This window comes from Streptomyces boncukensis, assembly GCF_011045075.1.
Classification (GTDB): domain Bacteria; phylum Actinomycetota; class Actinomycetes; order Streptomycetales; family Streptomycetaceae; genus Streptomyces; species Streptomyces boncukensis.
This window is the reverse complement of record NZ_JAAKZZ010000211.1, coordinates 1-11,927: the sequence shown is the minus strand read 5'-3', so window position 1 is coordinate 11,927 and position 11,927 is coordinate 1. Positions and strand designations below refer to the sequence as shown.

Genomic DNA, 11,927 nt, shown 5'->3' with positions numbered 1-11,927 from the left:
GGAGTGGGAGCGGGACCTCAGGGTGTGGTCGGGGCGTAACCCGTGGAGCGGCGAGTACCGGTTCGCGGGAGCGCCGCTCGGCGAACTGGGGGTGCCCGATGTGGGCATGACCCGGTTCGGGCAGACGGGCACCAAAAGCCGGGCCGCGTTCACCAGCACCGGCGGCTGGTCGTCCTCCGAGTGGCTGCCCATGGGATGGGTGGCCGGGCCCGCGGGCGTACTCGCCTGGCAGATCGAGCACAACGGCTCCTGGCACGCCGAACTGGGCGACCGCTACGACGAGGTGTACCTCGCGCTGTCCGGACCGGCCGCGCGCGAGCACCAGTGGTCCGTGCGGCTGGAGCCCGGGGAGACCTTCCGTACGGTCACCGCGTCCGTCGCCCTCGCGCCGGACCGCGACGCGGCGCTCGGCGCGCTCACCCGGCACCGCAGGGCCGCGCGGCGTCCCGCGCCCCACCAGCCCGACCGCACCCGCCTGCCCGTCGTCTTCAACGACTTCATGAACGGGCTGATGGGCGACCCCACGACCGAGCGGCTGCTGCCCCTGGTCGACGCCGCCGCCGAGGCCGGGTGCGAGGTCTTCTGCGTGGACGCCGGATGGTACGACGAGGCGCGGCGCGGCGAAGGCCCCGGCGGCGTGCCCGGGTGGTGGGACGAGGTGGGGGAGTGGGAGCCGGCGCCCTCGCGGTTCCCCGGCGGCCTCGCCGAGGTGACCGACGCCGTCAAGGCGGCCGGAATGGTGCCCGGACTGTGGCTGGAGCCCGAAGTCGTCGGGGTGCGCAGCCCTGTCGCGGCGGAGCTGCCGCAGGAGGCGTTCTTCCGGCGCGGCGGACACCGTCTGGCCGAATGGGGGCGCCATCAGCTCGACCTGCGGCACCCGGCCGCCGTCGCGCACCTCGACTCCGTGGTGGACCGGCTGGTGGGCGAGTTCGGGCTGGGCTATCTCAAGCTGGACCACAACATCGACATCGGAGCCGGGACCGACGCCGCCCCGCACGGCCCCGGGCACGGGCTGCTCGGCCACAACCGCGCCTATCTGGACTGGCTCGACAGCCTGCAGGAACGGCACCCCGGGCTGACGGTCGAGGGGTGCGCGTCGGGCGGCATGCGCGCCGACCACGCGACGCTGGCGCATATCGCCCTGCAGTCCCTCACCGACCAGCAGGACGAACTGCTGCTGCCGCCCATCGCCGCCGCCGCACCCGCCGTGGTGCCCCCGGAGCAGGGCGCCATGTGGGCGTATCCGCGGGCCGGGCACGGCGCGGAGGAGGTCGCGTTCTGCATGGTGACGGCCATGCTGGGGCGGATCCATCTGAGCGGGCGCGCCGATCTGCTGGACGCGGGACAGCGGGCGCTGGTGCGCGAGGCCCTCGCCGCCTACCGCGGTTACCGGTCGCTGCTGCCCGGAGCCGTGCCCCGGTGGCCGCTCGGGATGCCGGGCTGGCGCGACGGGTGGCTGGCGCTGGAGCTGACGACGCCGGGGACGTCGCTGGTGGCAGTGTGGCGGAGGCAGGGCAGCGCCCAGGAGTGCGTGATCCCGCTGGAGGACCCGGCGGTGGAGGTTGCCCCCGTCTACCCCCGCTTCCCGGAGGGAGAGGTCCGGCCGGCGGCGGGCGGGAAAGGGCTGCACGTCACCTTGCCGAGCACCCCGGCGGCACGGCTGGTGCGGGTGCGTACGGCGGAGTGAGGGGTGGCGATCCGGAGGACGACAGCACCGACCTCCCTCGCCGCCGTGGACCGTCCCTGGGCCAAGGGCCGGGAGCCGGTCCCCACCAGCGGCGAGGGCACCGGTCAGTACACCGTTCCCGCCTCGACGTCGATCGTCAGTTTGTTCTGCCAGTCCATGGTCATGGTGGTGGCGTCGGAGAAGCGCAGCGGCAGCCAGACGTACCGCGAGTCGTTGACGGTGCCGCCGGAGGCGTTCCCCCAGCGGTCGCCGAGATAGAGGTGTGTGGTCTCCCGTGTGCCGCGCAGCGTCAGCACGCATGCGGTCTGCGAGTCGAAGGCCGTCGCGTCCCCCACGTTCCGCATGTCCGTCCACGGGCCCGTGAGCGCCGGTGCTGTGGCGTACTGCTGCTGATTGGGGCGCCAGCCCGAGAGGCCGGAGGTGAGCATGACGTAGCCGCCGTCGTGCCTGAAGAGGGCGGGGGCCTCGCGGTGGCCGCCGGGCCAGGGGTTGGCCACCAGCTCGGCCACCGCCAGGCAGTCGTCGGCGAGGCGGTACAGGTGCAGGTCGCCGTTGTCGCGGGCGGCGGAGACCAGGTACGCCGCCTCCCCCGACTCCTCCTGGTAGAGGGTGAGGTCACGGGACATGTGGCCGAGCGGGCGGAAGCTGCCGTGCCAGGTGTAGTCGCCGTCGATCTGCGGGCAGGAGGCGACGCAGGCGCGGGCTTCGCCGTAGTCGTTGCCGTTCTCCTTGTGCGCCCACAGCACGTACTGCCGGGTGCCCGGGTTGTAGAGGACCTTGGGGCGTTCGATGTTGGCGGTGGCCAGCTCGGGATCGGTCTCCCGGGTGAGGATGTGGTTGCGGAACTCCCAGGTCTTCAGGTCACGGGAGCGGTAGGCGGAGACGGAGCGGAAGGTGTTGTCGGGGTTGCGGTTCTCGCCGAACCAGTAGAAGTGGCCGTCCGCCCGGAGCATCCCGCCCCCGTGCGCGTGCAGCGGCTCGCCGGTGGCGGTCGTGAACCGGGTGCCGTTGGTGACGGTGACCGGGCCGTGCGGGGCGGCGTGGGCCCTCCCCGTCGTGCCCGGCGCGTGTTCCGGCATGTTCTCGCGGTCCATGGTGGCTCCTCACTCGATACTCGATGTAGTGGCGGGACGACGGGACGACGTGTCCGGGACGGGCGCCGCTGAGCACGCCGCTCTCACGCCGCCCGGTGCAGGTCGGGCGCGTGCACGCGGTGGGCCAGCGGGCGCCCGGCGGCCAGCCGTTCCAGCTCCTCGACCGCGCTGAGGCCCAGCCGGTGCAGCTCGTTGCCGTGCGACCCGGCGATGTGCGGGGTGAGAACGGCGTTGGGCAGGGCGTAGAGGGGGGAGTCCGGGGGCAGCGGCTCCGGGTCCGTGACGTCGAGGACGGCCGTGAGGCGGCCCGAGGCCAGCTCGCGGGTGAGCGCCGGGGTGTCCACGAGGCTGCCGCGCGCGGTGTTGACGAGGACGGCGCCGTCCCGCATCAGGGCGAGGCGCTCCGCGTTCAGCAGCCCGCGGGTCTCGGGGGTCTCCGGGGCGTGCACGCTGACCGTGTCGCAGGTGCGCAGCAGCTCGTCCAGCCCGGTGCGGCGGGCGCCGAGCCGGGCGGCGGCGACTTCGTCGGTGTACGGGTCGAAGAGCAGCGTCTCCATGTCGAAGCCGCGCAGCAGCGCCAGCACCCGCCGTCCGATGCGGGAGGCGCCGATCACCCCGACGCGCCGTTCCCGGTTGCCGATACGGGGGTGGATGAGGCCGGGGGTGAAGTGCCGGTCGGCGCGGTAGCGCTCGCGCAGCGCGAAGGCGTCCTTGCCCGCGAGGAGGATCACGGCGAGCGTGTACTCGGCGACCGGGACGGCGTTGGCGTCGGCTGCCGAGGAGACGGTCAGCCCGCGCTCCCAGCAGGCGGGCGTCACCAGCCCCTTGACCGAGCCGCCGGTGTGCAGGACGGCTTGCAGGCGGGGCGCGGACTCCAGCACATCCGCCTCCAGCGGGGGGCAGCCCCAGCCGGTGATCAGAACGGTGGCGGTGGCGAGTGCCGAGCGTGCCCGGGGGCTGTCGAAGCGTTCGGTCACGGCCGTCGGGTCGGTGTCCGCGCAGTCGGTGAGACGGGCGCGGAGATCCGGCGGGAACAGGCCGGGCAGGTGTTCGGGGCTCATGGCGAGGACGGCCGTGGGCCGGTGGTGTTCGGGCACGGGGAGCTGTTCGGGCACGGGGGGCCTTCCTGCGGTTCGTAGGGGGAGGGACGGGAGCGCCGCGAAGGGGCGCGGGACTGTGCCTGATATACGGCGGCCGGCAACGCACCATCCGCACAGCGGTCAGTGGTCACCAAGCGCGAACCAGTCGAAGTCCGCGGACGCACGGCCACCGTCGAGGTCCTGCACACAGAGCCCCACGTGCGCCCCCGTGAACCGCAACGCGGCCCCGTAGTCGTCGGACAGCCGGGTGGCGTCCAGCTCCGGGCCCACGGGCCGCCACGTACGTCCGTCCGGCGAGGCCGAGAACCGCAGCACGGGCCCGTCGAAGCGGGCGCTCAGGTGCAGCAGCGGCCAGTCGTCGACGGGCAGTTCGCTCTCCGCCAGCTCCCCGTACGTGCCGTCGTCGGCGTAGCAGACCCCCAGTACCCGGCCGCCGTGCCGTTCGCTGTGCGTGGCGCGCAGGTAGTAGTGGGTGCCCGTGTCGTACCAGCAGATGAGCCCTGCCATCTGCGGGAAGCGCGAGGGGCGGAAGTCCATGACCGTGGCGGCCTCGCAGTGCGTCGACCGCAGCGGGCGCGCGAGCAGGCTCTGGTCGAACAGGGAGGCCGGGCTCTGCCGTCCGCGCAGCCGCAGCCAGCCCGGCCGCTCGCTCAGCGACAGCCAGGACGCGTCGGCGGGGCCGCGCAGCGTGCTCCAGGCGACGTCCGGCCGGGGCGCGTCGAAGTCGTCCCGTACCGGCCCCGGCACGGGGGCCGTCCCCCGCGCGGTACCCGTGGGAGCTCGCACTTCCGTCCGCGGCCGGTTCGTGCCGTGTGCGAGGCGCGGCCAGCCCTCCCCGTTCCAGACGACCCGCTGCAGACAGGTCTCCCGGCCGAGCACGCAGCGTGGCCCCTCGGGCGTATGCAGGGGGCGGGACGCCAGATGGGCCAGGTACCACTCGCCTCCGGGGGTGCGCACCAGCTCACCGTGGCCCGCCTTCTGCAGCGGCCCGCCGCACGTGTCGCGGGTGGTGAGCAGCGGGCCCGCCGGGTCGAGGGCGTAGGGCCCGGTGAGGGAGCGGGACCGGGCGGCGCGGACGCCGTGGTTCCAGCCGGTGCCGCCCTCGGCGAGCAGCAGCACGTACCAGCCGTCGTGCCGGTAGAGGTTGGGACCCTCGATCAGCTCGCCGTCGTCGTGGCGCAGGATGTTGACCGGCTCGCCGATGAGGGACCGCTTGTCCGGGTCGTACTCCTGGAGCAGGATCCCGTCGAACGACGGGCGGTCCGGGCGGTGGTCCCAGCGGGTGTTGAGCAGCCAGGTGCGCCCGTCCTCGTCGTGGAAGAGGGCCGGGTCGATGCCGGAGGAGTTCAGATGGACCGGGTCCGACCAGGGGCCGAGCATGTCGGGCGCGGTGGTGAGGTAGTTGTCGATGTCCTTGTACGGGCCGCCCGCGGTGCGCACCACGCTGTACGCGAGCTGGAACCTTCCGCCGTGCCAGGACAGCGAGGGGGCCCAGACCCCGCCCGAGTCCGGCACGCCCCGCAGGTCGAGCAGCCCGGGCCGGTCCAGGACGTGGCCGACCAGCTCCCAGCGCACCAGGTCGGGCGAGCGGTGCACCGGGACGCCCGGGTACCACTCGAAGGTGGAGGTGACGAGGTAGTACCAGCCGTCCGCGTACACGATGCTGGGGTCGGGGCGGAAGCCGGGCAGGACGGGGTTGCGTATGAGGGGCGCGGTCACCAGGGTCTCCTGCGGGTCACTGGGTCACTTGAGGCTGCCGAGCGTGACGCCCGACTTCCAGTACCGCTGCATGGCGAGCATGACCACGGCGAGCGGGATGATCGAGAGGAAGGCCCCGGTCAGCACCAGGGTGGTCAGGTCGATCTCGGAGTCGGTGCGCTGTGCGTTCCAGAAGTACAGGCCGATGCTCAGCGGCCACTTGTCGTCACCGCGCAGCATGGTCAGCGGCAGGAAGAAGTTGTTCCAGTTGCCGACGAAGGAGAGCAGGAAGACGGTCGCCGCGCCGGTCCTCATCAGCCGCAGCACGATCTGGAAGAAGATCCGGATCTCGCCGGCCCCGTCCACCCTGGCCGCCTCCAGCAGCTCGGCGGGGACGGCCCCGTCCACGTAGACCTTGGCGAGGTAGACCATGAACGGGTTGATGGTGAAGGGGATCAGTACGCCCCACGCGGTGTCCGCCAGGCCGATCTTGGAGAAGAGCAGATAGAGCGGCATGGTCAGCAGCGCCTGCGGCAGCAGGAACGAGCCGATGACGACGCCGAGCCCCAGCTTCCGCCCGGGGAAGGAGAAGCGGGAGAGCGCGTATCCGGCGGCGACCGAGACGAGCACGCACAGCAGCGCCCCGCCCCCCGCGTAGAGCAGGGAGTTGACGGTCCAGGTCAGGAAGATCCCGTCGTCGTACTCGAAGACCGTCCTGATGTTGTCGAAGAAGTGGAAGTCCTCGAACCAGAGCCCGTTGGAGTAGAGCAGGCCCTGCTGGTCCTTGGTGGCCGAGACGATCAGCCACCACACCGGTGCCACGGAGTAGAGCGCGAAGAGCACCAGTCCGGCCAGGGTCAGGACGCGGGACCGCCGGGACCGGTCGTGGCCGACGGGCAGCCCTTCGGTCTTCGCGGGGCGTTCGTTCGCTGCGGTGGTCATGGCTGTGCCCTGTTCGTCAGCTTGTAGAAGAGGAACGACGCCCCGCCCGCGATCAGGGCGAGGATCACCGAGAGCGCGGCGGCGTAGTGGTAGTTGTTGCTGTCGAACGCCTGGTAGTAGATGGTCATGATGGGTGTGTAGCTCTTGGTGACGGTCTCCGGCGCCGTGGAGCGGAAGAGCAGCGGCTCGTTGAAGAGCTGCAGGGTGGCGATGATCGAGAGCATCCCCGTCAGCACCAGCGCGCCCCGGACGTACGGCACCTTGATGGAGAGCGCGATGCGCAGCTCCGAGGCCCCGTCCACCCGCGCGGCGTCGAAGAGCTCGCGCGGGACGGCCTGGAGCGCGCCGTAGATGATGAGCATGTTGAAGCCCATATGGATCCAGGTGAGCAGGTTGCCCATGGAGAACCAGATCAGCCCGGAGGAGTAGAAGTCGGCGTGGATGCCGACCGTCTCCAGCGCGTCGGTGAGCGGGCCCAGCCGCGGGCTGTACAGGTACATCCACATCAGTGCCGCGACGATGCCCGGGATCATGTACGGCACCAGGAACGAGAAGCGGTAGCGGTGCGCGGTGCGGCGCGCGACGCCGTCCAGCAGCAGCGCCATCGTCAGCGCGAGGCCCAGCATGAGGGGGATCTGGACGCAGGCGAAGAGCAGCACCCGGACGACTCCGGCCCAGAAGTCCCCGTCCTGGAAGCCGCGGGTGAAGTTGTCCAGCCCGGCGAAGACCTCCTTCTGGGTGCCGATGCCCAGGCCGCCGCTCTCGATGCTGTAGAAGGACTGGTAGAGCGCGTAGCACAGCGGTGCGACAAACGTGAACAGGAAGCCGAGGTAGAAGGGGACGGCGAACCCCGCCCCCCGGAAGGTGTGCCGTCTCATCAACCGATCACGTTCACCTTGCGCCGCTTCAGGTCGTTCACGACCCACTTCTGCATGTGCGGCAGGATCTCGGCGACCGTGATGTCACCGGCCATCGCCTTGCCCCACTGGTCGGCCAGCTCCTCGTACATGGCTTTGGAGTTGGGCCCGTACTGCCAGCCGCCCGCGAAGTTCGCCGACTTCTTGATGACCGGCACGGCCTGGTCCGCGTGGTCGCCCATCAGCTTCTTGGGCACGACCTGGTCCAGGTGCGGCCCGGGGTCCTTGACGGCCGGGTACCAGCCCGCCGTCTTGGGGCTGCCCATGGTGTCGACCGGCTTGTCGTTGGTGGCCAGCCAGGCGGCGGCCTTCACCGCCTCCTCGGAGTGCGGGCACAGCTCGGGCACCATCAGTCCGAAGGTGTCCGCGGCCGAGGAGGGACGGGCCTCGCCGGGTGCGCGGAAGTTGGGTGCGGGCTCCCACTGGCCGCTGGTCTTCCGGATCTGCTGCTCGAAGGAGGAGAGCTGCCAGGTGGAGACCTGCCGGGAGGCGATCTTGCCCGCGTCGTACTCCTGGATCATCGCCGCGTAGTCGGCGTAGCTGATCTTGGAGACCAGCTTCTCGTCGAGCATCTGCTGCATGATCCCGGCGGCCCACTCGGAGTGTCCGTCCGTGAAATTGATCTTCCAGGAGTCGCCCTTGACCGTGTACCAGCGGGCCCCCGCCTGCCAGGCCATGTTCATCCAGGTGGACGGGTCCTCACCGGCGAGGTTGAAGATCTTGACGCCGCCCTTGCGGAGCTCTTTGCCCGCGTCGATCATCTCCTCCCAGGTCTTCGGATAGTCCAGCCCCGCTGTGTCGAAGACTTTCCTGTTGAAGATGGTGAAGATGGGCTGGCGGCCGTCCGGGACGCCGTAGGTCTTGCCGCCGATGCTGAGCGCCTTGATCGCGCCGTCGGAGAACTTGCCCTCGCTGCCCTTGAGTTCCCCCGAGATGTCCTTGAGCACGCCCTGGGCCATCAGCATGCTGCCCTCGCGATTGTCCGACTGGATCAGACACGGCGACTTGTCCTTGTCGCCTGCCTTGTGGGAGTTGTTGAGCTGGTTGGACATCTTGTCGCCGGGCACCTTGACGTACTTGAGGGTGATGTCGTCGTGGGCCGCGTTGAACTGCTTCACCGCCTTGTCGGCGCCCTGGGCCCCGGTCCACACCTCCAGCGTGACCGGGCCGTCGGACCCGCTGCCGGAGTCCGAGTCGCCGCACGCGGCGAGGCCGAGGGCGAGGGCACAGGCGGTGCCCGTGGCCAGCAGGCGGGTTCTGTTGCGGGATGTGCTGCTGCGGATCATTCCGTTCCTCCAGCGGACGAGGGTGCGGGCGACGAGGGTGCGGGTGACGAGGGTGCGGGTGACGAGGTGGTGCTGCCGTCCGCGTGCCGGGCGACGACGCGGTAGCGGGTGGAGCCGAGGGCGGCGTCGTGCCGGTGGTCGAGGCGGTACGCGTCGCCGGTGAGCCGCCGCCAGCCGCCGTCTCCCCGACGGCCGTAGAGGGTGAAGGAGACGGCGTGCCGGGGCTTGTTCCAGTGCACGCGGACGCCGTCACCGTCCCTGGCGACGGTCGGGAGGGCCGCGTCCTCGGGCAGGGTCTCGACCGTGACGCGGGTGAAGTCGGTGTCCGCCGTCGCCGCCACGCCCGCGTGCACGACCTCGGGCATCGGCACGGTGTCGGCGGTGACCCGCTCCCACAGCTCGCCGTCCCGTGAGACGAGCGCGGTGACGCGGTGCGAGTCGGCGGCCCGTACGAGCCGGACGTACGGGTAGTCCGCGGCGGGGAACCCCGCGAACTCCTCGGTGCGGGCGAGAGGACTGCGGGTGATCCCGTTGCCCGCGTCATGGCCCACCGTGCCCTTCCCGACGTCCGGGCGCGAGTCCATCGAGCGGGTGCGCAGCACGAGGCCGCCCGCGCCGTCCGTACCGAGGTGGACGTAGCGGCTCACGGCGTGAGCCGACGCGCGCAGCGTCACGCCCGCGAGCGCGGCCCGCGGGCTGCCGAGGCGCGCGGAGACGGCCACGCTGCCGCGTACGAGGGTGCTCGCGAGGACGAACGCGTCGGGGCGGTCCCGGTCGTGCAGGACGCTGTCGTCGCCCCCGCCGAAGCCCGCCCCCGACGCGCCGCGCACGGAGACGGCCGTGCCGCGTGTCCGCGCCGTCCCGCGCGCCGCACCGACCGGCCGGCCGCGCCAGCCGTTTCCGGTCGCCGGGTGTGCGCGGGCCTCGGCGGGCGCGGAGGCCCGCCCTTTCCCCGACGTGCCGACGGGGGTGACGCGGTAGAAGAAGCGGCCCCCGTCCCGGACCGACTCGTCCGTGTACGAGGTGCCGGTGACGCCCTCCTCGACGACCGCGTACCGCCCGCCGCGCCGCACCGACCGGCTGACCGTGTACGAGGCGGCGCCGGCGGCGGCCCGCCAGCTCAGCCCCACCGCGCCGCTCCCGGGTGTGGCGAGGACGAGATCGACGGGGGCCGGGGGCTCGGCCCCCACCCGTGCGGTACCGAGCGCCAGCACCAGTGCCGTGCCCGGGGCGAGGACGACCCGCCCGCCGCGGGGCCGCACCCGCCGCCGCGACACGAGGTCGAGCAGCGGTCCGTCGCCCGTCCCCTCCGGCAGCACGGCGGTCAGCGGACGCTCGTTGCCGTGGGCCCGGCGGGTGGTGTTGACGGCGAAGAAGTACGGGCCGTAGCGGGCGGTGAGCAGCTCCGGATACCCGGCGTACGGGGTGTCGTAGCGGTTGTTGTCGCGGCGGGGGCGGCCGACGCCCGGCTGGAAGGCGACGGGGATCGGCTCGCCGGTCATGGCCAGCGGCCGGTCGCCGGGGTCGGAGAAGCGGTCGAAGAGGATGGAGTTCTCGGTCGAGGGCGCGCGCAGGGTGTACTCGCGCGAGGTGAAGACGCTCCGGGTCGGCAGCTGCACCAGCTGGTCGTGGGTGCCGTACTGGGCGTGCAGCCGCCCGTTGCCCATCAGCCCGTTGTTGCGCTCCACGAGCGAGGCGAAGAGATGTGTGTCGCCGTCGCGTACGGCGACGTACAGATTGTCGATGTCGGCCCAGGCGAACCGCGTGGGCTGCTTCCGCCGGTCCACGCCCAGCCTCCTGAGCTCCGCGTCGGTGTACCGGTCGAGGTCGGTGTGCGGGAGGACGGTCCCGGCGGGTGTCTTGGCGACATACGCCCAGGTTTCCGGCAGCCGCAGATCGACGACGTGCTTCGGCAGCATGTGCGAGTCGAAGTACGGGAAGAACTGGTTGTCGGCGAGCTGCTGCTGGAGAAAGCCGACGGCCTCGCGGGCGTACCGCCGGTACGGCTCCCACTCCTTGCCGCGGAACCGCTCCGGACGCCGGGACATGTGGTGCGCGAGGGCGGCGAAGGAGAAGGCGTAGGGGCCCTGGTCGGTGGCGGTGGCGTAGGCGACCTTGCCCGGGTACGCGGTGTTGCGGCCGTCGACCACCTGCTCCATGTACATGATGCGGTGGCCGTCGGGGTCGGTGCCCTGGTAGCGGGTCCGGGCCCGCGCGTGCAGGTTGCGCAGGGCGAGCCGGAGGATGTCGTCGTTCAGTTCCTCGTCGCCGTCGTGCCCGAGGGTGCGGAAGAACCAGCAGGGGAGATAGTTCCCGGCTTCCCCGTAGTTGCCGACGTAGTGGTTCTCCCGGGTCTGTCCGGCGGCGGTGATGCCGGTGTAGTGCCGCCCGTACGGAAGCCGCCGCGCCACGCCCTGATCGGGCCCCGGCTTGCTCCTGGCGAGCCCGCGCATGACGACGCGGAGGCAGTCGTCCGTGTAAACGGCCGTCCTGTCATGGAAGAAGAGGGAGTGATAGAGGTTCAGCTTCTCGCCCTCGGGCCCTGTGAGGATCTCCTCGCCGAGGAACGGGCGGGCGCCGAGCGCCTCCCGCGCGATGGCGTGGCTGCGCTCCTTGCCCTCGTAGAACTCCGAGCCGATGACCCGCAGCCCTTCATGGGCCTTCCACGCGCCTTCGTAGGTGTAGAGGACCTGGTTGTAGATGTAGGAGAGCCGGGAGCGGGCGAAGTCGAAGTTCGCCTTCAGTACGCGTTCCCAGGCGCCGAACCGGGTGAGCCGGCCCCCGTCCCATCCGGTGCTCGGCAGGCTGTTCTCCCCGTCCCGGGTCCCGGTGTCGAACGGTTCGCGGAGGAAGGCGCGGAACCGCTCGGTCCCGTGGACGTCCTCGTCGGCGATCAGGTCCTCGACGATGTAGAGGGCTTCGCCGAGCGCGGCGTAGTAACCGCCCCAGTCGGACTGGTGACCGCCGTTGCCGAGGCTCTTGACGTCGCCGTAGTACTGCTTGGTGAAGTTGTCGATGGACGTGAAGACGCGTGCGAGGGCGGCGCGCCGCTGCTCCTTGCCGGATGCGGGACACCACTCGTGCCCCTGGGCGAGAGCCTCGGCGTAGAACCGGAGCTCGTCCTTGTAGCGCTCGATGGACAAGGTGGCGTTGCCGCTCTTGTCCGCCTTCTCCGAGAGCGCGTCGAAGACGGAGACCTGGTG

7 protein-coding genes and 1 pseudogene are annotated in these 11,927 nt (G+C 71.5%); 1 reads left to right on the top strand and 7 read right to left on the bottom strand.

Annotation, left to right across the window (positions count from 1 at the left end; all coding sequences use genetic code 11):
- A partial coding sequence (locus G5C65_RS20040; protein WP_165300260.1) for a glycoside hydrolase family 36 protein occupies positions 1 to 1,687 on the top strand: 1,687 nt, incomplete at its 5' end.
- A gap of 110 nt (positions 1,688 to 1,797) precedes the next feature.
- Here the strand turns inward: G5C65_RS20040 and G5C65_RS20035 are convergent.
- The 7 genes and pseudogenes from G5C65_RS20035 to G5C65_RS20005 form a co-directional block, all read right to left on the bottom strand.
- Positions 1,798 to 2,766: pseudogene (locus tag G5C65_RS20035) on the bottom strand (family 43 glycosylhydrolase); the annotation flags it as partial.
- 98 nt (positions 2,767 to 2,864) lie between these two features.
- Positions 2,865 to 3,842: a hydroxyacid dehydrogenase gene (locus G5C65_RS20030; protein WP_206442032.1), complete on the bottom strand. Its 978-nt coding sequence runs from the start codon at positions 3,840 to 3,842 to the stop codon at positions 2,865 to 2,867.
- 159 nt (positions 3,843 to 4,001) lie between these two features.
- On the bottom strand, positions 4,002 to 5,600 hold the full coding sequence (locus tag G5C65_RS20025) for a family 43 glycosylhydrolase (RefSeq protein WP_165300258.1): 1,599 nt from the start codon (positions 5,598 to 5,600) through the stop codon (positions 4,002 to 4,004).
- 24 nt (positions 5,601 to 5,624) lie between these two features.
- On the bottom strand, positions 5,625 to 6,521 hold the full coding sequence (locus G5C65_RS20020; protein ID WP_165300257.1) for a carbohydrate ABC transporter permease: 897 nt from the start codon (positions 6,519 to 6,521) through the stop codon (positions 5,625 to 5,627).
- Positions 6,518 to 7,399: a carbohydrate ABC transporter permease gene (locus G5C65_RS20015; RefSeq protein WP_338146538.1), complete on the bottom strand. Its 882-nt coding sequence runs from the start codon at positions 7,397 to 7,399 to the stop codon at positions 6,518 to 6,520. The genes G5C65_RS20020 and G5C65_RS20015 overlap by 4 nt, the downstream gene beginning before the upstream one ends.
- Positions 7,399 to 8,724, bottom strand: coding sequence for an ABC transporter substrate-binding protein (locus G5C65_RS20010; protein WP_165300255.1), 1,326 nt, complete (start codon positions 8,722 to 8,724; stop codon positions 7,399 to 7,401). Before G5C65_RS20010 ends, G5C65_RS20015 begins: the two co-directional genes overlap by 1 nt.
- The coding region (locus G5C65_RS20005) for a fibronectin type III domain-containing protein (RefSeq protein WP_165300254.1) at positions 8,721 to 11,927 on the bottom strand (3,207 nt) is incomplete at its 5' end. The genes G5C65_RS20010 and G5C65_RS20005, both read right to left, overlap by 4 nt.

Bases quoted from the DNA above. Each gene is read 5' to 3' on its own strand.
- G5C65_RS20015 (WP_338146538.1), bottom strand. From the start codon at position 7,399: ATGAGACGGCACACCTTCCGGGGGGCGGGGTTCGCCGTCCCCTTCTAC.
- G5C65_RS20010 (WP_165300255.1), bottom strand. From the start codon at position 8,724: ATGATCCGCAGCAGCACATCCCGCAACAGAACCCGCCTGCTGGCCACG.
- G5C65_RS20030 (WP_206442032.1), bottom strand. From the start codon at position 3,842: ATGAGCCCCGAACACCTGCCCGGCCTGTTCCCGCCGGATCTCCGCGCC.
- G5C65_RS20020 (WP_165300257.1), bottom strand. From the start codon at position 6,521: ATGACCACCGCAGCGAACGAACGCCCCGCGAAGACCGAAGGGCTGCCC.